The following is a 20,549-nucleotide window of genomic DNA, read 5'->3' on the forward strand; positions in this document are numbered from 1 at the left end:
AAGCAGGGCGGCTCCGGGGTCAACTGCCGCCCAAGACGATCGGACAGCCGAAAAGGCGTCGAGGGAGAGACGCGATGGGCGTTCTGGCAGGCAAGGTGGTGCTGGTCACCGGCGGCGGCAACGGCATCGGGCGCGACTGCGCCCTGATCGCCGCTTGCGAGGGGGCCAAGGTGGTGGTCAACGACCTGGGCGGCGGGCTTCACGGCGGCGACGAGTGCTCGACCGGGCCGGCCGAGACCGTGGCCCAGGAGATACGCGCGGCCGGCGGCGAGGCGGTCTCCAACTCGGAGAGCGTCACCTCACTCGCGGCGGCGCAGGGGATGGTGCGCCAAGCGATCGACACCTTCGGCGGGCTGCACGCTGTGATCAATCCGGCCGGCATCCTGCGCGACCACATGTTCCACAAGATGGACCCGGCCGACTGGGACGCGGTGATCGACGTCCACCTGCGCGGCTCGTTCAACGTCTGCCGGGCGGCGATCGAACATTTCCGCGAGCAGCACGACGGGAGTTTCGTGCTGTTCACTTCGACATCGGGCCTGATCGGCAATGTCGGCCAGACCAACTACGCCGCCGCCAAGCTGGGGATCATGGGCCTGTCGCGGGTGCTGGCCATGGAGGGAGCCTCGCGCAACGTGCGCTCCAACATCATCGCGCCGGTGGCCTGGACGCGGATGACCCAGTCGGTGCCGATCAAGGACGAGGCCCAGGCTGAGCGACGCAAGCGCATGGCCGAGACCGTCCGCCCCGATCAGCCGGCCAAGCTGGCGGTGGCCCTGTGCGCCGAGGCGGCGCGGGGCGTCAGCGGTCAGATCTTCGGCGCCCGCGGCGACGATGTGCTGCTCTACAGCCAGCCCCGCCCGATCGCGACCCTGCACAAGGACGAGGGCTGGACGCCGGCGAGCCTCCTGGCCGAGGCCTTCCCGCAGATGAGCGAGCAGTTCTATCCGCTGTCCCAGCCCTGGGCGGCCGCGCCAGCGAAGAAGGGCTGACCCGCAGCCCCATCGCCAGGCGGCATTTCCCGCCTTGAGGGAAGGCGGGCGCCGGTCCAGAGTGCGGCCGTTCCGAAAATCCGGTTGTCCGCCTGGGGGTCGTCGATGGTGGGGTCTGGGGCGCTTTCGATCTACCTGATCAAGCCGACGCGCTATGACGACGACGGTTATCCGGTGCAGTGGTGGCGCTCGATCATCCCGGCCAACTCCCTGGCCTGCGTGACGGCCCTGACGCAGGACAGCCTGGACCGCGGCGTGCTGGGCGATACGCCCGCCCGCCTGATCGTCATCGACGAGATCAACACCATCGTCCGCCCGGACCGTATCGTGCGCGAAATCCGTGAGAGCGGCGGCAAGGCGGTGGTGTTCCTGGTCGGCGTCCAGACCAACCAGTTCCCCCGCGCGGTCGACATCGCCAGGCCGTTGCGGGCGGCGGGGGTCCCAGTGTGCATCGGCGGCTTCCACGTCTCGGGTTGCCTTTCCATGCTGGACGAGATGCCGGTCGAACTGAAGGAGGCGCAGAGCCTCGGGATCAGCTTCTTCGCCGGCGAGGCGGAAGAAGGCCGGCTGGACGAGGTGCTGCTGGACGCGAAGGCAGGCGCGCTGAAGGCGGTCTACAATCATTTGAAATCGACGCCGAATTTGGCCGGCGCGCCGACGCCCTATCTGGCGCCCGAGATCGTGGCCAAGACCATGAGCAACTGCGCCAGCTTCGACCTCGGCCGCGGCTGCCCGTTCGAATGCAGCTTCTGCACCATCATCAACGTCCAGGGCCGCAAGAGCCGCTTCCGCACCGTGGAGGACCTGGAGCGGATCATCCGCGACAACGCCCGCCATGGCATCCGCCGCTACTTCGTCACCGACGACAACTTCGCCCGCAACAAGAACTGGAAGCCGTTCCTGGAGACCCTGGCGCGGATGCGGCGCGAGGAAGGGGTCGACATCCGCCTGATCATGCAGGTCGACACCCTGGCCCACCACACCCCGGGCTTCATCGACGCCTGTGTGGCCGCCGGCCTGGACCAGCTGTTCGTCGGCCTCGAGAACATCAATTCCGACAACCTGCAGGCGGTGAAGAAGCGGCAGAACAGGGTCGAGGAATATCGCGAGATGTTCCTGGCCTGGAAGCAGCACTCCCTCGTCATCATCTGCGGCTACATCATCGGCTTCCCGCACGACACCAAGGCCTCGATCCTGCACGACATCGAGATCCTGAAGCGCGAACTGCCGATCGACATCCTCTATCTGAACTACCTGACGCCCCTGCCGGGCAGCGAGGATCATCGGCGGATGGTCGACGCCGGGACCTGGATGGACGGCGACATGAACAAGTACGACCTGAACCACCGGGTCGCCCACCACCCCGTCATGAGCGACGAGGATTGGGAGAGCGCCTATCGCGAGGCCCACGCCAGCTTCTATTCCTTCGACCACATGCGCACGGTCATACGGCGCATGGCCGCGCTGGGCTCGAACATGAAGCTGATCACCTGCGGCCTGCTCACCGCCTATCGCGAGATCGTGCGGCTGGAGGGCGTGGCCAAGCTGGAGGGCGGCCTGGTCCGCATCAAGGACCGCCGCCAGCGCCGTCCCGGGCGGCCGATCGAAAGCCCGCTGGTCTTCTACCCCAAATACCTGGCCCATCTGGCCAGCACCGGGATCAGCGCCTACGCGACCTGGTTCCGACTGAAGCGGTTCATGCGCAAGACCGTCAAGGACCCAGCCCGGTTCGCCTATGTCGACGCCGCCATCGCTCCGGTAGGTCAGGAAACCCAGCCCCTACACCTGCTGGACGAGACCCGCGGCGCCGACTTCGTGGCCGCGCGCCAGGCGCGCACGGCGATGGTCACCGAGTTGATGATCAAACACAGGAAGCCGGCGGCGCCGGCGGGCGTCGCCTGAATTAGGGCCGATAGGTCCTGGCCGCGCCCCGCGGCGCCAAAAGGTCGGTCCAGCGCCAGTCGCTGTCGCCCACGGCCAGCCGCACCGGTCCGCCTGCCTCGTTCACCGAGAACAACACCAGCCCGTGCATCTGCCTTGAGCGGCAGGATTCGGGCGCATAGGCGATCTCCCAGATCAGGGCCTGGCGCACGGCTGTCAGGCCCTGGCCTGTGTCGCCGGGCATCCATTTCCACTCGCCGTTCCAGACCATGATCGACTTGCCGGTCAGGCTGGAGACCGCGGTGCGCACCAGGTGGTCGTGGCGCAACACCTCCTGCAGCCGGCCGGCCATGTCGCAGGTCCCCCCGCCCAGTTCCCCGGAATCGGCGCTGGCTGCGCCGGCCAATTGGGCGGCGCTGAGGGTCGGCACGGAGGTGGCGACCGGCGCGTCCTCGGCGGCGATGCGCGCGGCCCGGGCGGCGGCAGGGTCCTCGGCCCGGGCGACGGTGACGTGGCGGGTCAGGGGCTTGACCGGTTCGGGACGATGGCTCGCCTTGACCGGCTTGGGCTTGGCCCGCTCATGGGTCGGCTGAGGCGCTTTGGCCGGCTCGGGCGCGGGGATCGGCGCCGGCGCCAGAGCCCGGCCGTCGATCAGGGCTACGGTAAGGGGCGTCGGTTCGGGCGTCTGAGGCGGCATGCGCGGCGCGATCATCAGCGCCATCAGCACCACAACGTGCCCTACTAGGCTGAACACGACGCCCACGGCGCGCCTGTGGCCGGCCGAGCGCCGACGTGGCGTCGAGCCCTCCCGATCCCATGGCGCCTGGTCCTGTCGGTGCATCAAGTTCCAACCCGGATATCGACCCTGGAATCGCCACTCTCAGCACGTAACCGCGTCTGAAGAATGGCGATGATTCCATGCCAATATAGCTTCATGACTAGCAGCTTTCGCCCGTGTCATGATGACCCGGGACAGTTAACAGCGTCTGTAGTGCAAAGGTTGCATCGAACTTGGCGAATTTTGCGGCGGGCAGGCGACGCTGCCCAAGCAAGACCGAAAGAGCGGTGGCGCTCTCATCGAAACATCTGCGTCAAAGCTCGATTCATCTCGCCGCGCGAACCAGCTCAGCGCTTTCGCCAGGGAAAAGGCCCGGCTGGCGGGTGGGGGATGGGCCAGCCGGGCCAGTCACGCAAAGGCGGCGGGTCGGGGAATGGTCGTCACCGCCACTTGTCGGTACGCATGAGCCGGGTGACCGGATCATCCGCCTTTGAAAAAAACCCAGCGGCGGGCTAGCACCGCGGCATGTCCAAGAGCACGCCTGCGACCCTGGCCCTGACCCGCGCGGGGCTCACCTTCACCCTGCACGCCTATGACTACGACCCGTCCGCCGAGCGTATCGGCCTGCAGGCTGCCGAGGCCCTGGGCGAGCCGCCCTCGCGGGTGCTCAAGACCCTGATGACCAGGGTCGATGGCCGGCCGGTCTGCGTGGTGCTGGCCTCGGACCGCGAAGTGGCGATGAAGAAGCTGGCCGCGGCGGCAGGGGGCAAGAGCGCCGAAATGATGGCCCCGGCGGAGGCCGAGCGCATGACCGGCTATCGCATCGGCGGGGTCAGCCCGTTCGGCCAGAAGCGCAAGGTCCCGACCGTGCTGGACCGGGCGGCGCTGGAACACGCGCAAGTCTACGTTAACGGCGGCCAGAGGGGACTGCAGGCGAGATTGGATCCGGCGCAGATGCGCGATGCGCTCGAGGCGATCGTGGCCGAGATCTCGGCCTGATGGATCGCCGCGGCGACCAACTGGGCGATCATCGGGCGCCGACCCTCGGGCGTTTCGGCAGAGGCGCTATTGCGCTTCTGTTCAGGCTTGTTAATCAATCGAGCGTCCCCACAGCATGGCGCACCTCGACCGATGAAGCCTACGCTGCCGACCGGCCTGATCCGCCATTGTCTCCCGCTTTTCAGCCTGATGGGCCTCCTGGCTCTGGCGGACTGCGCGCCTCCGCCTTCCGGCCCGCCGACCCCAGCCCAGACCCAGGCCTTCGTCAGCCAGGCCGACACCGCGATCCGGGCCATGCAGGCCTGCGACAAGGCGGCGGACCGCGCCCTCGCGGCCAGCGGCGCGATCAGCTACGACGGATCGCTGAACGCCGAGAGCGAGTGCTACAAGACCGCCAACACCCTGGTGAACTTCCGTTTCGGCCAGGAGGTCGGTCAGCAATTCCAGAAGCCCCTGGACGCCGCCGTGGCTGACTGCTGGTCCGCCTACGACGCCAAGACCCACGGGCTGGAGAAGCTGGCCATGACGGCCAACGCCACCACCGCGCCCAACGCCGGGCCGGCGCCCGACTTCGGCGCGATCAATGGCAAGGCGCGGGCCTGCCTGGCCGGCCTGCAGCAGAGGGCCAACAGCCTCGGCTTCAAGGCCACCCTCGACGATCAGGGCGATTGACCGGAGCGCCCTATTCCAGGCGAAACCGGCCGGCCTCCAGGCCCTGACGGACTAGGGCCGCCGTTGCCTCCGGCGTCAGCCCGTCGGTCGACACCGCATGCTTCTCGAACTCGCCCAGATCGGCGAACTGATCCCACAGGCCGGCGATGGCCGCGGCGTCGATATTGTCGGCCCCGTCCCGCGCCATCACCCGGGCCAGGGCCTCTTCGCGTCCGGTGCGCAGCACGACATAGTGAAAAGCGACCCCCTCCGCCGCCCGTGCGCGGAACGGGGCCAGGAACCAGGGGCCGAGTATGCCGTCGAAGATCACCTCGTAGCCGCCGCGGGCATAGGTGAAGCTCGCGGCGGCCAGGGCCTCGATCACGGTGGCGTTCTGCGCATGGGCCTCGGTCAGCCACGGGGCCAGCCGCCCCTTGCGCAGGTAGTCGTAGAAGTCGTCGGAATGCAGGTGCGCCGACCGCTCGCCCGGCGAATTGTCAGCCAGCAGCCGCGCCGCCGTGCTCTTGCCCGAGCCGGGCGAGCCGGTGACGGCGATGACGCGGCCGGGGACTATTCCAGGTCTTCCGCCAGGATGGCCATTTCGAACAGGAACGAGCCCGGTTCGTCCTCGTCCTCGTAGATCACGCCGATGAACTCGCCCTTCAGCTCGACCTCGGCCGAGTCTTTCTGCTTGGGACGGGCTTTGACGGCCACGTGCGGGTTGCCGAACGTGCGCTTCAGATGCGCTTCGACGCGCTTCAGGTCGTTGTCGTTCACGGCGGCTCCTGCCCGGCGAAGTTAGAGTCGCGCGAACCTAGACGCCTAGACGCTAGGCGCAAGCCCTATCGACGCGCCGGCTGTGGGCCGTTCAGATCGAATAGTCGAAGATCTCGTCGGCCAGGGTGTGGTCCATGGTCCGGGCCGGCGCTTCGCAGGTCGGGCAGTTGGTCAGCCGCGCCGGCACCCCAGCGGCGGTGCAGCCCGACGGCACCGGCTTCAGCACCACCGAGCCCGAGGCGATCTTGGCGTAGTCGCCGATCTGGATGTTGCCCAGCACCTTGGCCCCGGCGCCCAGGAGCACGCCCTTGCCGATCTTGGGATGGCGGTCGCCACGCTCGGCGCCCGTGCCGCCCAGGGTCACCCCGTGCAGCATGGAGACGTCGTCACCCACCACCGCGGTCTCGCCGATGACGATGCCGGTGCCGTGGTCGATGAACACGCCCGAGCCGATCCGGGCGGCCGGATGGATGTCGACCTGGAAAATCTCGGAGATGCGGCTCTGCAGGTAGAAGGCCATGGTGTCGCGGCCCTCGCTCCACAGCCAGTGGGCGATGCGGTGGGTCTGCAGGGCCAGGAAACCCTTGAAGAACAGGAATGGCTGCACATAGCCCTTGCAGGCTGGGTCGCGCTCGAACACGGCTTTGAGGTCCGCCTCGGCCTTGTCGACGATGGTCGGATCGGCGGCATAGGCCTCTTCGGCGATCTCGCGGGCGCTCATGGCCCGCAGCTCCTGGTCCGACAGCTTGCGCGCCAGCTGGTAGGACAGGGCCGCCGACAGCCGGTCGTGCTTCAGGACCACCGCATTGATTAGCGAGGCCAGGTTGGGTTCGGTCTGGGCCGCATGGGCCGCCTCGTTGCGCAGCGCGGCCCACACCGGGGGCGGCGATTGCGGGGTGACGACCTCGAGCCGTGACTGCGACATGCGTTTCGCCCCTAATTCCTTTGGTCTAAAAAAGACCTGTCTGTCCCTAAGGATGGCCTGCGGGCCTTAACATAGCATTCGAAAGGGCCGCCGACAGCTCGCCCTCCTGCGCCATATGGTAAGCCCTCAGCAGCATCGCCACTGTCAGGGCGTCGGTGATCTCGCCGCGCACCGCGAGGCCCAGCGCCTCGCGGAACGGAACCCGGGCGACCTGCAGGACCTCGGTCTCGTCCGGCGCGGCCTCGCCCTCGGTCAGGCCGGTGGCGACAAAGCCAAGGCCCCGCTCGTCGGTGATCGAGTTGGAGAGCTGGAAGCGCAGCACCTGGCGCCACTCGGCGGCCACCAGGCCGGTCTCCTCCCTCAGCTCCCGCTGCGCCCCGGCCAGCGGGTCCTCGCCCATCGGCCCGCCGCCCTCGGGGATCTCCCAGACATAGTCGCGCAACGGAAAGCGATGCTGGCCGACCAGAGTCACGGTCCCGTCCTCGTGCAGCGGCAGGACCGCCAGGGCCAGGTTCTTGAAGCTGACTACGCCATAGAGCGCCGGCCGCCCGGTCGGCGCGGTCGCCTGGTGCTCGCGCACCGTGATCCAGGGGTTCTCATAGACCACCTGCTCGCTGCGGCTGACCCAGGGCTCGCCCGCAGGCGCCGTCCAGTCGGGTTTTTGCGTCATGCCGGACCCTGCCCTCCTTGCCGTGGCGACGGGCGGCTTATACCTGAAGCCCGCCCTGTCAGAAGAGATCGCCTTGCCCTCCTCCCTGCCGCCCGAACCCGAATTTGGCGCCGCCCTGCCCGCGCCGGCCCGCAATCAGCCGGTGCTCGACTTCCTGGCCCTGCGCCGCTCGGCCTCGGCGGCGACCCTGACCGCGCCGGGCCCCAGCCGCGACCAGCTGGACGACCTTCTGCGCCTGGCCGTGCGCGTGCCCGACCACGGGAAGCTCTCGCCCTGGCGCTTCGTGGTGCTGGAAGGCGAGGCCAAGGCCGCCTTCGAGGCCGAGCTCGACCGCCTGGCCGAGACCCACCCGGATGCGGAAAAGGCCAAGGGGGCGATGTTCAAGTTCCGCGCGCCGCCCGTGGCGGTGGTGGTGATCTCGCGCCACATCCCCGGCAAGATCCCCGAATGGGAGCAGCGCCTGTCGGCCGGCGCGGTCTGCATCAGCCTGGTCAACGCCGCCCAGGCCGCCGGCTTCGGCGCCAACTGGATCACCGACTGGTATTCGTTCGATCCCCGTGTCGGGACGCTGCTGGGCCTGGAGCCCGAGGAGCAGGTCGCCGGCTTCGTCTATTTGGGCGCCGTCGGCGAGCCGCCGCTGGAGCGCGTGCGGCCGGACGTGGCGGGGTTGACGCGGTGGTGGTCGCCATAAACCCTTCTCACCCTTGTGGGAGAAGGAGGGGCCTGCGGCGAAGGCGTGGGAGGATGAGGGGACGCGCGCGAAAAGCGCGCAACTAAGACTTCTTAGCCAATCCAGCCGCCCGCGCGACCCCTCATCCTCCCACCCGCAATGCGGGCGGGCCCCTCCTTCCCCCACAAGGGGGGAAGGGAAAATCGAATTGTGTTTGGCTTACCCCGGGACACTTATGGCATGGTGCGCGCCGTAAGTTTTCTCCTCCCCGCGTGAGGCGTCCCCATGAGCGAGCCGCAAGACACAAAGCCGCTGCCGACCATCTTCCAGCTGACCCCGCTGGACCCGACCTACCGCGCCGATCCGCATCAGGTGCTGGACGACCTGCGCGCCCGCTGCCCGGTGCATCGCGACAACGTCTCCGGCACCTTCGTCCTCACCCGTTACAACGACATCCGCCCGCTGGTCTCGGACCGCAGCCTGTGGCGCGACCCGCTGAACGCCGAGGAGGCGGCGGTGATGCAGCGCCGCTTCGCCGACGTGGTCCCCGAGGGCGCCGCGCGCGGCGAGACCACCAGCATCCTGATGCTGGACGATCCCGACCACGCCCGCATTCGCGGCCCCCTGGTCCAGGCCTTCTACGCCCGCGTGGCCCGCTCGCGGCCCCAGGTGGAGGAGATCGTCGACCGCAGCCTCGACGCCATCGCCGCCATCACCGAACAGGGCCAGCCTTTCGACCTGATGAGCCGCTTCTGCGTGCCGATCCCGATCGACGCCATCGCCTCGATCCTGGGGGTCGAGCACAGCCGCCTGGCCGAGTTCCGCGAATGGTCGGAGGGGGTGATCCAGAGCCTGAATCCCTTCCGCAACGAGGACCAGACCGCCCAGATGGAGCGGTGCAGCGAGGCCCTGAGCGCCTATTTCGCGGCCACGATCGAGGAGCGGCGGCGCAATCCGCAGGACGACCTGATCTCGGACATGACCCGCCTGCAGGGCGAGGGCGCGCCGCTGAGCGACGTCGAGCTGCAGATCAATCTCTCGGCCCTGCTGATCGGCGGCAACCTGACCACCACCGACCTGATCGGCAACGCCGTGCGCCTGCTCTTGCTGCACCCGGAGGAGCTGGCCAAGCTGAAAGCCGATCCCGGCCTGATCAACCAGGTGGTGGAAGAGACGCTGCGCTACGAGCCGCCGGTGGACATCACCGGCCGCATCGCCTCGCGCGACATGGAGGTCGGCGGCTGCCCGGTGAAGACCAGCCAGGCCTTCACCTTCTCCCTGCGCGCCGCCAACCGCGACCCGGATGTATTCGAGGACCCGCACCGCTTTGACGTCAACCGCAAGGGCAAGCCCCACGTCGCCTTCGGCGGCGGCGCCCACATCTGCATCGGCGCGCCCCTGGCCAGGCTCGAGGCCCAGGTGGCCCTGGGCAAGCTGTTCGAGCGGTTCCCGAACCTGCGGTTTGCAGAGCCGGAGGCGGCGCCGGAATGGCGGACGCTGCCGTTCTTCAGGGGGTTGGAGCGGTTGGAGCTGCGGGCTTAGCGGCGGCCGCAGCGGCGGCGCGACTTGACCTGCATTAAGGCGCGCACAGCCGCACCCGCCGCACCCTACGGCCATGGCCAACCTCGCGCCAACCATTACTCCCGCCCCACCCCAGGATGACGCCGCCTTCCTGGCCGAGGTGCGCGCCTTTCTCGCCACGGCCCTGACCCCCGATCTCCGCCAGGCCGGCCGCCAGACCCTGGGGGTGCATTCCGACATCGAGGCCTGCCGCGTCTGGCACGGCCGGCTCTATCGCCGGGGCTGGATCGCTCCGGCCTGGCCCGAAGCCTTCGGCGGGGCCGGCTGGAGCGCGCGCCAGCGCTTCCTGTTCGACCGCGAATGCGCGCTGAACGATGCGCCCGTACTGTTCGCCGGCGGCATCCGCAGCCTGGGGCCGCTGCTGATCGAGATGGGAACCCCGGCCCAGCGCGCCCGCTTCCTGCCGCGCATCCTCTCGGGTGCGGACCTCTGGTGCCAGGGCTTTTCCGAGCCTGGCGCCGGCTCCGACCTCGCCGCCCTGTCGACCCGCGCCGTCCGCGACGGCGACGGCTATCGCATCACCGGCTCCAAGATCTGGACCACCGGCGCGCACCTTGCGAACCGCATGTTCGCCATCGTGCGCACCTCGACGCGGGAAAAGCGCCAGCAGGGCCTGACCTTCCTCCTGATCGACATGAACAGCCCCGGGATCACCGTCGCCCCGATCACCAGCCTCTCGGGCGAGCACGAGCTGAACCAGGTGTTCTTCGACGACGTGCGCGTGCCGGTTGAAAACCGCGTTGGCGAGGAGGACGACGGCTGGAGCGTGGCCAAGCGGCTGATGGCCCTCGCCCGCTCCAACAACACCCCCGCCGCCCTGGTCCGCCGCGCGCTGAACCGGGTCCAGGCGGCGGTCGTAGAGGCCGCTTCGCCGCTGGAGCCGACCATCCGCCCGCGCCTGGCCCAGCTGATGATCGAGCTGGAGGCCTTCGAGCAGCTGGAGCTGGCCGCCCTGCCCGGCGGCCGCCCCCTGGCGGGCGAACAGACCACCCCCTCGATGCTGAAACTGGTCGGCAGCGAACTGCACCAGAAGGTCGCCGAACTCGCCGCCGAAGTCGCCGGCCCCTACGCCGCCGCGGCCCTGCCCGCCCTCGGCCTAGCCAGCGACGCCCTCGACGCCGGCGCGAGGGCCATGGCCAAGCACTTGGACGTGCGCGCAGCCAGCATCTACTCGGGCAGCAGCGAGACGCAGCGCAACGTCATCGCAGGGCGGATGCTGGCGGGGTGATGAGCCGTCAGAGGGCCATCGTCAGATGGCTTTTCGCCCCAAAACCCTTGGCGAGATTGGAGCTACGGCCTGAGGCCGGGTCAAGGACGACCCCTGGCGGGGTCGCCGCCCCGCGGCGGCGCTCCGCGCCGTCCTTGACGCGGTCTCAGGCCGTAGCAGGCTGGCATTCAAGGCTTTGGGACGGGAGTGGGCGAGGAGGCGGACAAGCTGCTAATGTGACCGAGACAAGCACGGCAATATCCAGCAAGGGCTATTTGCTTGAGTAGCGTGGCTTCTCCGGCTTTTTTGGTCTTGGCGGCCATGGGTAGGTACCAGCGGGATGCAGCGCACTTTCAGCCCTCTCCGCGAATCTCGAGAGTTCGTCGGCCCACCCCTCTAACCAACTGAACTCCACAAGTAGATCTTGGCCACTCATTTTCTTTGCACGAACATTGAGACTGAATGGTGAAGCCATCATTCGATGACCGTCAGGATCTGAAACAAGGGTAGCTGGGGCGTGGGCAGCGTTGTTCCTTGGATCCGCTAGATTCTGCGCTTCAACACACAGCCAATCCAAATCTTTTCTGGCGGAAGGCATATTTGGAAGCCATCGACCTTCCGAAGACGCTTGGATAGCCTCTCGAAGCATGCCGATTTTGGTCCGATCGCTATCAACGGCGTACCAGACGCGAAGCAATCGATGTCTGTCTGCATCCACAACGACGACAAAGAGCCGCGCCAACCGCTCCAGAAGGAAATTCCAAGCGTAGATGGCCCGCCCTAAGGCCAGCGCGTAACCTTCGAACGCGAGCTTAGCCTCTTCTTCGGTCGGAAAGCTGACGATCCTGGGCTTTGATTCACCAGTCACGGCAAGCCCCTCACCCCTTCCCCGCCACACACCGCCAGCTCTCCGCCTTGTCGCGATCCCCCTTGCCGTCCCATTCGGCGCGGCGGGGGAAGGCGCATAGCGGCCGAGTGCGCAGGACCGGGCCGGCCGGGCTGTCGCCGGCGCGCTTGGCGACCACCAGCTGGTCCGGCGCCTTGCCGTCCTCGACCCAGGCGGTCAGGGCGTCCAGGCCCACGCCATGCACGGGATTGGGACCCAGCCCGCCGCCGCAATGCAGCATGCCCGGGGCCATGAACAGGCGGTAGAAGCTGGCCGTATTGCCCATCTTCTTCTGCACCCGGCCGAAATAGTCGATCGAGTCCCGTGGCGGAATCGCCGGGTCGGCCCAACCATGGTACTGGATCAGCTTGCCGCCGCGGGCCTTGAAGGCCGACAGGTCGTCGCTCCACGAATTCAGGACCGGCCCCCACTTTGCGTCGATCGGGTCCAGCTGGGCGCCGAAGGTCAGCTTGGTAATGTCGTAGTTGGCGTCGCCGAAAGCGATGAACTGGTAGAAGTTGCGGCCGAACTCGTACTGCGCCGCATGGCCCTTGGCCCCCGGCGCGGCGCCGACCAACCACACGCCCCAGCCACCCGGCTCGGCTTCGCCGCCGGGATCGAAGCCGGCCAGGATGTGCGCGCCGGTGCGCGGATCGCGCGCTCCGGCATAGATCTTCTTCAGGGCCGTCACCTGCTCGCCCGTAAGGCACTGGTCGCTGTCGCCGGCTTTGCAACGGATAACGGCCGGGTCGAAGTGGCAGGCCAGGGGATTTTCGATCACCCCGTCGGCGTCGCCGCAGGCCTTCTGCTCGGCCGTTTCGATCGCCTTGAGCTTGGACGCGGGGATGTAGCTGCCGGGCGTCGCCGACAGCGCCTGGGCGTTCCAGGCCGCGGCGGCCAGAAGGTGGGTCCAGTGGTTGGCCGGATCGCCCGCCAGTATGCCGTCGAAGTCGTCCGGATAGCGCTGGGCCTCCATCAGCGCCTCGCGCCCGCCGTCCGAGCAGCCGGCGAAATAGGCCTTGGCCACCGGCTTGGCCTCATAGGCGGCGATCACCGCCCGGGCGGCCAGGGTGGTCTCCTTCAGCGCGCGATAGCCGAAGTCCTTGACCTTTTCCGGATGGCCCAGGGCCCAGCTGGCGTCGGTGCCGATCGGGTCCTGGTGGCCGTCGTCCGTGGCGGCGGTGGCGAAGCCCTTGGCCAGGCCGACGCGGATCGAGCTTTCCGGAATGGTCCCGGCGAACCCGCCATTGCCCACCTGCAGATAGCGCCCGTTCCAGGCCGCGCCCTCGGGGATCGCCACCTCGATGCGGATGTCGCTGTCAGGCGTGGGCTTGGAGGTCACCAGCACCTTGCAATAGGCCGGCAGGGCGCCCGAGGCCGCTATCACCGTCGCCCCGGTCACGCTGGCATGGTCCAGCTTCAACCCCGTCAGGCCCTCGCACGCGGTCTGGGCATGAGCCCCGCCCGCCGCCGCCAGCACCGCGGCTGTGCTTGCCGCTGCAATCATGATCCGCCGGCCCATGACGCCCTCCCTTTCGACCATTTGAGGTCGAGCTTAGCTTGTTCGGCCACTTCTTGTAGGCGCCTTGTCCCGTTGACGTCGAGGCCAGTGACCACCGTTTCCGATGGTTCAACGCAACCTTGACTTTAGAACAAAAACAGAACGTAAAGGGAACTATCACAACAAGGAGCCCCGAATGTTGTCAAGCCGCCAAATCATCCCCTCCATTGGAATCAGCACTGGCCAGGGAGCCGACTGCACGCTGGATGGAATGACGCTCGCGGGTGTCCCCCTGCTCCAACGAACGATCAATGGCTTCGCGCCCCGTCCAGCCGACGAGATCGGCAAGCTGCTGAGCAGCGCTTACGGCTTCGAATTCAACCCGACGAAGATCCAGCCGCGCTTGGCCGTGGTCGCTGATGCGCTGAATCGAGGCGAAGTGGCGCGAGCGATGGTCGCTACTGCGCAGATAGCGCTTCCCGAGTTGAACCCGGAAGCCGCCTCTAGGCTGGCCAAGGCCCACGTGGCTCTCGTCAAATACGACCCGAGCGAACCTCGCGATGAGCGTGGACGATGGACTTTCGCTGACGACATCGGAGGGGGCGGCGGCGGGTCAGACGCCAGCGACGCCGGAACCGGAGGCGCGCATGTCATGCCGGCGTCGAACTATGAGCCAGCTAACGACAATATACCGAAGGCGATCAGAGATAAATTCGAAGAAACTCTTCGAGATCCAAGGATTATCAACCATATGTTTCTGAACGAATGCATCAGCAATATTCGAGGAGGAGATTATTACGATAAGACTCAGGAGTGCGCTTCAGCCAACAGAGATTGTGAATACCTTGTCAAACTTGGGGAAAGAAATTTCAAAAGGGAAGATATTTGCCTTTATCCAGATGGTGGAATGCTGCTCGCGCGGGGCGGATTCATCATTCCACTCAAACTTGGACACAAATGGTAGAGATAAATTCCAATAAATTATGCGAGAAAAGCAGTCAATCAGACTACCCCATGCGCAGGCAATATTCACGGAATTCGAATGATGGACGCCAAGACTATTCTAGAACATCTTATCGCACTTTCGCCGCCGCCCCCTGAATTACCAGAGACATCGCCACACAACGAATCCCGGGCTGAGCCCGATCCGGACTTCATCGCCGCACGCAAAGCCGAGATCGAAAAGATGTGTGACGGCCCAGTGGTGTGGTCGGCGGAGTTGTCGACCCACAGCCCCCGGTGGGGCTATCTCTGGCGGGGTGACTTCTGGGAGCCGAAGCGAAAGAGGCAACGTTACCCAACCCGTGTGGTTTGCCGAAAGATGGCTGACGGAACGCCAAGTATGATTGTCAGCACGAAATGGGGCGGCGAACCGCCGCTGAAGCTTTGATCCCTCAGCGACTGACGCTCTCGCCCTCGCAAACTTGAACACTTGTCCGCCGCCAATGCGTTATGCTCCTAAGCAATGGTGGCGGACCCGACCACCGACCGTTCGCGAAACTGGAGAAGTCACAAAGCCGAATAATATCTGCCATAGCCCATTCAAATCGGACCTATAGGCGAACAAGCCAGTCAAGATCGCAACATAATTGCTCCGCCGTTAGCATATTCTGCCCCTCGAAAAACCTGGAGGACGCCGTGGCGCAAGACCTGTTCGACAACCCCTTGGGCACCGACGGCTTCGAGTTCGTCGAGTTCACCAGTCCGGACCCCGAGGCGCTGGCCGACCGCTTCGTGCGCATGGGCTTTGCGGCCGTCGCCCGCCACCGCTCCAAGAACGTGGTCCGCTACAAGCAGGGCGAGATCAACTTCCTGCTCAACATGGAGCCCGTGGGCCAGGCCGCCGAGTTCCGCGCCCAGCGCGGCCCTTCCGCCAACGCCATGGCCTTCCGCGTACGCGATGCGGCCAAGGCCTTCAAGCTGGCGGTCGAGCGCGGCGCCAAGCCGGTCGTCGGGCCGGTCGGGCCGATGGAGCTGAACATCCCGGCCATCGAGGGCATCGGCGGCTCGAACCTCTATCTGGTCGACCGCTACGGCGCGCACGAGATCTATGACGTCGACTTTGTCCCCATCGACGGAGCCATGGAGGCCGAGGCCCGCAACAATGTCGGCCTGACCTATCTCGACCACCTGACCCACAACGTGCATCGCGGCCAGATGGGCAAGTGGGCCGAGTTCTACGAGCGCATCTTCAATTTCCGCGAGATCCGCTATTTCGACATCGAGGGCCAGCAGACCGGCCTGATCTCCAAGGCCATGACCAGCCCGGACGGCAAGATCCGCATCCCGCTGAACGAGAGCCAGGACGAGCACTCGCAGATCGAGGAGTTCCTGAAGGACTATCACGGCGAGGGCATCCAGCACATCGCCCTGGGCGCCGATGACATCTACCATTCGGTCGAAACCATGCGCGACCGGGGCGTCACCTTCCAGGACACCATCGACGCCTATTATGACGGCGTGGACGCGCGGGTGAAGGGCCACGAAGAGAACCTGCAGCGGCTGAAGGCCGACAAGATCCTGATCGACGGCGCGCCCACCGAGGACCAGGGCATCCTTTTGCAGATCTTCACCGAGAACACGGTCGGTCCGATCTTCTTCGAGATCATCCAGCGCAAGGGCAACGAAGGCTTCGGCGAGGGCAACTTCAAGGCCCTGTTCGAAAGCCTTGAGCTGGACCAGATCCGCCGCGGGGTCTTGCCGGCGAAGGCGACGGCGTGATGAACCCTTCTCCCCTAGCGGGAGAAGGAGGGGCCCACGGCGAAGCCGTGGGAGGATGAGGGGTCGCGCTGACCATTCCGACAGACCTGCTCGGCGGAGAGAGAGCTTTAGCTGGGCCGGCGCGACCCCTCATCCTCCCACCCGCTTACGCGGGCGTGCCCCTCCCTCCCCCACAAGGGGGGAAGGGATGAAGCCAACGCCGATGTTTAGAGGACTTCACTGATGCCCAAAGGACAATGGCTGCCCGTACGCGGCGCCCAAGGCGAGCACTCCCGCCAGGCCCATACCGACCTGCCGGAGGGGACCTACGAGCGGGAGATGTCCAAGGAGGGCTTCTTCGGCCCCGCCGCCTTCCTCTATCACCGCCGCCCGCCGACCGGATGGACCTCGTTCGAGGGTCCCCTGCGCCCCCGCGCCTTCGACCTCAACCGCCTGAAAGAGGCCGCCGCCTCGCCCTGGGCGGCGCCGGTGGTGCTGCACAATGCGGCGACCGAGATGCGCTTCTGGAGCCTGGCGCGGCCCATGCCGGCCCTGGCCCGCAACGCCGACGGCGACCAGCTGCTGTTCATCCACGAGGGGACCGGCGACCTGTTCACCGACTTCGGCCGCATCGCCTACGAGCCCGGCGACTATCTCTACCTGCCGCGCGGGACCATGTGGCGGCTGCGCCCCGACGCCCCGACCCGCGTCCTGACCATCCAGGCGACGAACAGCCACTTCACCCTGCCCGACAAGGGGCTCCTGGGCCCGCACGCCATCTTCGACCCGGCCATGCTGGACACGCCCGCGATGGACGCCGCCTTCCGCGCGCACCAGGCCGAGGAAGGGCCGGTGCGGGTCGAGATCAAGAAGCGCGGCCAGGTGTCAGTGGCGACCTACCCCTACAATCCCCTGGACGCAGTCGGCTGGCACGGCGAGCTGGCGCCGGCGCGGCTGAACGTGCGCCACATCCGGCCGGTGATGAGCCATCGCTATCACGTGCCGCCCTCGGTCCACTCGACCTTCCTGTCGGAGCGCTTCGTCGTCTGCACCTTCGCGCCGCGGCCGTTCGAGACCGACCCGAACGCGATCAAGATCCCGTTCTTCCACAACAACGACGACTATGATGAGGTGCTGTTCTACCACGCCGGCGACTTCTTCAGCCGGGACAACATCGACGCCGGCATGATGACCTTCCACCCCTCCGGCTTCACCCACGGGCCGCACCCCAAGGCGCTGAAGAACATGCTGAGCCAGCCCAAGGCCGCCACGGACGAATATGCGGTGATGATCGACACCCGCGACCCGCTGGAGGTCGGCGAAGGCGCCTCGGCCTGCGAGAACCCCGCCTATGTCGACAGCTGGAAAGGCGCATGAGCGAGACGCTTGAGCTCTATGACTATTGGCGCTCGTCCGCCGCCTATCGCGTGCGGATCGGCCTGAACCTGAAGGGCCTCGGCTACGCATCGCATCCGGTGAACCTGGCCCCCGGCGCCAGCGAGCAGCTGAGCGAAGCCTATAGAGCGGTCAATCCCCAGCAGCGCGTGCCGACCCTCGTCACCGGGGCCGGCGCGCTTGGCCAGTCGCTGGCGATCCTGGAATGGCTGGACGAGACCTGTCCCGAGCCGCCCCTGCTGCCCGCCGATCCTTGGCTCAGGGCCGAGGCGCGGGCCTTCGCCCTGTCGATCGCCTGCGAGATCCACCCGATGGGCAATCTCTCGGTGCTGCGCCAGCTCGGCCAGCAGTTCGGCGCCGGCGAGGGGGAGTTGCAGGCCTGGCGTGAGCGCTGGTTCGGCGCCGGCATGGCGGCGCTGGAGGCGCAGCTCGCCGCCCGGCCCGCCAGCACCTACGCCTTCGGCGATACGCCCTGCCTGGCCGATATCTGCCTGGTCCCCCAGGCCTACAACTGCCGCCGGTTCGGCATCGACCTTTCCCCCTATCCCCGCCTCTGCGCCGTGACCGCCGCAGCCGAGGCCCATCCGGCCTTCGCCGCCGCCGCCCCCGAACGCCAACCCGACGCCCCGAGTCTTAAATGAAACTCGCCTCCCTGAAGTCCGGCCGCGACGGCCGCCTGGTGGTCGTCTCCCACGACCTCGCCTGGTGCGCCGACGCCCGTGACGCCGCCCCGACGCTGCAGGCCGCCCTGGACGACTGGGACCGGGCCGAGCCGATCCTGCGCGCCATCGCCGCCAGCCTGGAAAGCGGCGGCCAGGCCCGCGAACGCTTCCACGAGCACGAGGCCATGAGCCCCCTGCCCCGCGCCTACCAATGGGCGGACGGCTCGGCCTATGTGAACCACGTCGAGCTGGTGCGGCGCGCGCGCGGGGCCGAGCTGCCGGCCAGCTTCTGGACCGACCCTTTGATGTACCAAGGCGGCTCGGATGGGTTCCTGGGGCCTCGCGACCCGATCCCGCTCGCCGACGAAGCCTGGGGTTGCGACATGGAGGGGGAAGTTGCCGTGATCACCGGCGACGTGCCCCTGGGCGCCAGCCGTGAAGAGGCCCTGGCGGCGGTCCGCCTGGTCATGCTGGTCAACGACGTTTCCCTGCGAAACCTGATCCCCAACGAACTCGGCAAGGGCTTCGGCTTCTTCCAGTCCAAGCCGGCCAGCGCCTTCTCCCCCGTGGCCGTCACCCCCGACGAACTCGGCGCCGCCTGGAACGGGGGCAAGCTGCATGGCGCCCTGGAGGTCAGCCTGAACGGGGCGCTGATGGGCGAGGCCGACGCCGGCATCGACATGACCTTCGATTTCGGGACCCTGGTCGCCCACGCCGCGCGAACCCGCGCGCTCTGCGCCGGGACGATCGTCGGCTCCGGCACGGTGTCGAACAAGGGGGAGGATGGCGGCCCGGGCCGGCCGATCGGCGAAGGCGGCAAGGGCTATTCCTGCCTGGCCGAAGTGCGCACGGTCGAGACCATCCTCACCGGCGCGCCCAAGACCCCGTTCCTTCGCCCGGGCGATGTGGTGCGCATCGAGATGCGCGGCGCCCACGGCTCGATCTTTGGCGCGATCGAGCAGACCGTCGGCGAATAGAAAGGACCCCTCCCGAGGGAGGGGCCCTTGTCGTCAGCCTTGCGGTGGCGTGGAGGCGGTGGGCGGCGTCGCCGTTTGGGGCGGCGTCACGGGTTGGTCAGGCGCCGGCGTAGTCGGCGCGACTGTCGGGGCCGGTGTCGGCGTGGCCGAGGGCGGCGGAGCCGTCGAAGGGGCGGCCGACGGCGAGATCGAGCTGTCCTGCGGCGTCACGGTCTGGGCCGGCGGGGTCGCGGGCTGAGGCGTAGCCGGCTGAGGCGTCGCAGCAGTCGCGGTCGGCGGGTTCACCGGCTGGCTGGCGGCGCTGCTCGAGGCCGCTGCCTTGTCGGACTCCGACATGCGATGGGTGGCGCGGGCGTGACGCGTGGGCGCAGTCTGTTCAGGCGGCGCAGATTTGGCGATCGGCGAAACGGCGGCCGGCGAAGCCTGGGCCAGGATCTGCTGCTTCGGCGCAGCGGCCGGCGGCGTGGCGCCAGTGTCGGAGGCGCTGGCCGGGGGTGCCGCAGCCGGGCTCGGCGCCGGCGTGTTGGCCGCCGTCTGGGTGTTCGCAGTGGAGGCCGGGTGGTTCAGCATCAGGTAGGCGCCGCCGCCGGCGGCCGCCACGACGGCCGCCGCGACCAGGGTCGCGACGCCCATGTGCGAATTGGCGCGGCGCCTGGTCTGCAGTTTGCGGAACGTCAGGGAAGGGTCGATCGGCGCAGCGGCGCTCGGCCGGCCGTCCGCCACATTCGGATTGGCGGCGCGTATCGCAGAATCTTGAAATCGAATGGTTTGGGTCGCCATTGGGTGTCGTCCCTTGATGGTGTTGACTGCTTAGGACAACGAAGAGACGTCGGGAACGTTCCGCACTAAACAATCAGCGTTGGCTCGCCACCAGGACTGAGCGATGCTCCAGTTATGCCTGGACTATCACGCCGAAGCGCCGATGCTGCTCGGTCAGTTCTGAATATGTCACGATTTAGTCTGGAATATGGACGGAATTTGACCGCCGGAATCCACAAGCAGCGACCGATCGCCGCCGGACCCGACGGGAATTGGCTTTGCCGCCGAGTTGGGCTAGACAGGCCCGGTCAGGTGACGAGGACGATCCGCATGCCTTCGCGGCGCGACATCGCCAAAGCTGAAACCGCGGGCCGTGCGGCCGCGCGGCCGGCCCTGCTCGCCCTGAAAACCATGCGCGCGATGATGATTACCACCATTCCCTCGCCGGGAGCGGAGTTCACGCGCGCGCCTTAACGGCCCGCCCTAGATCCAAGGATCCAGGAACCCCGCTCCCGAACCGGAAGCGGGGTTTTTCGCA

The 20,549-nt window shown here is 67.3% G+C and carries 22 protein-coding genes; 14 read left to right on the forward strand and 8 right to left on the reverse strand.

What is annotated here, in order from left to right; all coding sequences use genetic code 11:
• The first annotated feature begins 74 nt into the window (after positions 1–74).
• A complete protein-coding gene (locus KCG34_RS09610) occupies positions 75–992 on the forward strand; it encodes an SDR family NAD(P)-dependent oxidoreductase (RefSeq protein WP_211940145.1) in 918 nt (305 codons plus the stop codon).
• 105 nt (positions 993–1,097) lie between these two features.
• Positions 1,098–2,894 (forward strand): B12-binding domain-containing radical SAM protein, encoded by a 1,797-nt coding sequence (locus KCG34_RS09615; protein ID WP_211940146.1) that lies wholly within the window; start codon positions 1,098–1,100, stop codon positions 2,892–2,894.
• A 1-nt stretch (position 2,895) separates the two neighbouring features.
• On the opposite strand, the gene KCG34_RS09620 is transcribed toward KCG34_RS09615, so the two are convergent.
• Positions 2,896–3,714, reverse strand: coding sequence for a hypothetical protein (locus KCG34_RS09620; protein ID WP_211940147.1), 819 nt, complete (start codon positions 3,712–3,714; stop codon positions 2,896–2,898).
• A 462-nt stretch (positions 3,715–4,176) separates the two neighbouring features.
• Here KCG34_RS09620 and ybaK point away from each other — a divergent pair, with 462 nt between their 5' ends.
• Both ybaK and KCG34_RS09630 read left to right on the forward strand, forming a co-directional pair.
• Positions 4,177–4,650, forward strand: coding sequence for a Cys-tRNA(Pro) deacylase (gene ybaK / locus KCG34_RS09625; protein ID WP_211940148.1), 474 nt, complete (start codon positions 4,177–4,179; stop codon positions 4,648–4,650).
• A gap of 132 nt (positions 4,651–4,782) precedes the next feature.
• On the forward strand, positions 4,783–5,322 hold the full coding sequence (locus tag KCG34_RS09630; RefSeq protein ID WP_211940149.1) for a hypothetical protein: 540 nt from the start codon (positions 4,783–4,785) through the stop codon (positions 5,320–5,322).
• 10 nt (positions 5,323–5,332) lie between these two features.
• Here the strand turns inward: KCG34_RS09630 and KCG34_RS09635 are convergent, their stop codons facing one another.
• The 4 genes from KCG34_RS09635 to KCG34_RS09650 all read right to left on the reverse strand — a co-directional run bounded on the left by KCG34_RS09635 (position 5,333) and on the right by KCG34_RS09650 (position 7,673).
• Positions 5,333–5,875, reverse strand: coding sequence for an AAA family ATPase (locus KCG34_RS09635; RefSeq protein WP_211940769.1), 543 nt, complete (start codon positions 5,873–5,875; stop codon positions 5,333–5,335).
• Positions 5,872–6,078 carry a DUF3126 family protein gene (locus KCG34_RS09640; protein ID WP_211940150.1) on the reverse strand — a complete coding sequence of 69 codons (207 nt, stop codon included), beginning with the start codon at positions 6,076–6,078 and terminating at the stop codon, positions 5,872–5,874. The genes KCG34_RS09635 and KCG34_RS09640 overlap by 4 nt, the downstream gene beginning before the upstream one ends.
• Positions 6,079–6,169: 91 nt before the next feature.
• Positions 6,170–7,003, reverse strand: a complete 834-nt coding sequence (cysE, locus tag KCG34_RS09645; RefSeq protein ID WP_211940151.1) for a serine O-acetyltransferase — start codon at positions 7,001–7,003, stop codon at positions 6,170–6,172.
• A gap of 46 nt (positions 7,004–7,049) precedes the next feature.
• Complete coding sequence (locus KCG34_RS09650; protein ID WP_211940152.1) at positions 7,050–7,673, reverse strand: NUDIX domain-containing protein; 624 nt, start codon at positions 7,671–7,673, stop codon at positions 7,050–7,052.
• A 73-nt stretch (positions 7,674–7,746) separates the two neighbouring features.
• Between KCG34_RS09650 and KCG34_RS09655 the strand changes: the two genes are divergently transcribed.
• From KCG34_RS09655 to KCG34_RS09665, 3 genes are all read left to right on the forward strand, one after another.
• The gene (locus tag KCG34_RS09655; protein WP_211940770.1) at positions 7,747–8,364 is read left to right on the forward strand and encodes a nitroreductase family protein; all 618 of its coding nucleotides are present in this window, start codon (positions 7,747–7,749) and stop codon (positions 8,362–8,364) included.
• A gap of 264 nt (positions 8,365–8,628) precedes the next feature.
• Complete coding sequence (locus KCG34_RS09660; protein WP_211940153.1) at positions 8,629–9,885, forward strand: cytochrome P450; 1,257 nt, start codon at positions 8,629–8,631, stop codon at positions 9,883–9,885.
• Positions 9,886–9,958: 73 nt separating this feature from the next.
• Positions 9,959–11,152: an acyl-CoA dehydrogenase family protein gene (locus KCG34_RS09665; RefSeq protein WP_211940154.1), complete on the forward strand. Its 1,194-nt coding sequence runs from the start codon at positions 9,959–9,961 to the stop codon at positions 11,150–11,152.
• A 250-nt stretch (positions 11,153–11,402) separates the two neighbouring features.
• Here KCG34_RS09665 and KCG34_RS09670 read toward each other — a convergent pair whose 3' ends face one another.
• The gene (locus tag KCG34_RS09670) at positions 11,403–11,999 is read right to left on the reverse strand and encodes a hypothetical protein (RefSeq protein WP_211940155.1); all 597 of its coding nucleotides are present in this window, start codon (positions 11,997–11,999) and stop codon (positions 11,403–11,405) included.
• Positions 12,000–12,009: 10 nt separating this feature from the next.
• On the reverse strand, positions 12,010–13,539 hold the full coding sequence (locus tag KCG34_RS09675) for a tannase/feruloyl esterase family alpha/beta hydrolase (RefSeq protein ID WP_211940156.1): 1,530 nt from the start codon (positions 13,537–13,539) through the stop codon (positions 12,010–12,012).
• Positions 13,540–13,714: 175 nt separating this feature from the next.
• On the opposite strand from KCG34_RS09675, the gene KCG34_RS09680 reads away from it, so the two are divergent.
• The 6 genes from KCG34_RS09680 to KCG34_RS09705 all read left to right on the forward strand — a co-directional run bounded on the left by KCG34_RS09680 (position 13,715) and on the right by KCG34_RS09705 (position 19,252).
• Positions 13,715–14,482: a hypothetical protein gene (locus KCG34_RS09680; RefSeq protein ID WP_211940157.1), complete on the forward strand. Its 768-nt coding sequence runs from the start codon at positions 13,715–13,717 to the stop codon at positions 14,480–14,482.
• Positions 14,483–14,560: 78 nt separating this feature from the next.
• Positions 14,561–14,908, forward strand: coding sequence for a hypothetical protein (locus KCG34_RS09685; RefSeq protein WP_211940158.1), 348 nt, complete (start codon positions 14,561–14,563; stop codon positions 14,906–14,908).
• Positions 14,909–15,156: 248 nt separating this feature from the next.
• On the forward strand, positions 15,157–16,239 hold the full coding sequence (gene hppD, locus KCG34_RS09690; protein WP_249138279.1) for a 4-hydroxyphenylpyruvate dioxygenase: 1,083 nt from the start codon (positions 15,157–15,159) through the stop codon (positions 16,237–16,239).
• A 222-nt stretch (positions 16,240–16,461) separates the two neighbouring features.
• Positions 16,462–17,595 (forward strand): homogentisate 1,2-dioxygenase, encoded by a 1,134-nt coding sequence (locus tag KCG34_RS09695; protein WP_211940159.1) that lies wholly within the window; start codon positions 16,462–16,464, stop codon positions 17,593–17,595.
• Entirely contained in the window at positions 17,592–18,254 is a 663-nt protein-coding gene (maiA, locus tag KCG34_RS09700) for a maleylacetoacetate isomerase (protein WP_211940160.1), read from the forward strand. The genes KCG34_RS09695 and maiA overlap by 4 nt, the downstream gene beginning before the upstream one ends.
• The gene (locus KCG34_RS09705) at positions 18,251–19,252 is read left to right on the forward strand and encodes a fumarylacetoacetate hydrolase family protein (RefSeq protein WP_211940161.1); all 1,002 of its coding nucleotides are present in this window, start codon (positions 18,251–18,253) and stop codon (positions 19,250–19,252) included. Before maiA ends, KCG34_RS09705 begins: the two co-directional genes overlap by 4 nt.
• A gap of 33 nt (positions 19,253–19,285) precedes the next feature.
• On the opposite strand, the gene KCG34_RS09710 is transcribed toward KCG34_RS09705, so the two are convergent.
• Complete coding sequence (locus KCG34_RS09710; RefSeq protein WP_211940162.1) at positions 19,286–20,032, reverse strand: hypothetical protein; 747 nt, start codon at positions 20,030–20,032, stop codon at positions 19,286–19,288.
• A 309-nt stretch (positions 20,033–20,341) separates the two neighbouring features.
• Here KCG34_RS09710 and KCG34_RS09715 point away from each other — a divergent pair, with 309 nt between their 5' ends.
• Positions 20,342–20,485: a hypothetical protein gene (locus KCG34_RS09715; protein ID WP_211940163.1), complete on the forward strand. Its 144-nt coding sequence runs from the start codon at positions 20,342–20,344 to the stop codon at positions 20,483–20,485.
• Positions 20,486–20,549 lie beyond the last annotated feature (64 nt).

The organism is Phenylobacterium montanum, from assembly GCF_018135625.1.
GTDB lineage: Bacteria > Pseudomonadota > Alphaproteobacteria > Caulobacterales > Caulobacteraceae > Poindextera > Poindextera montana.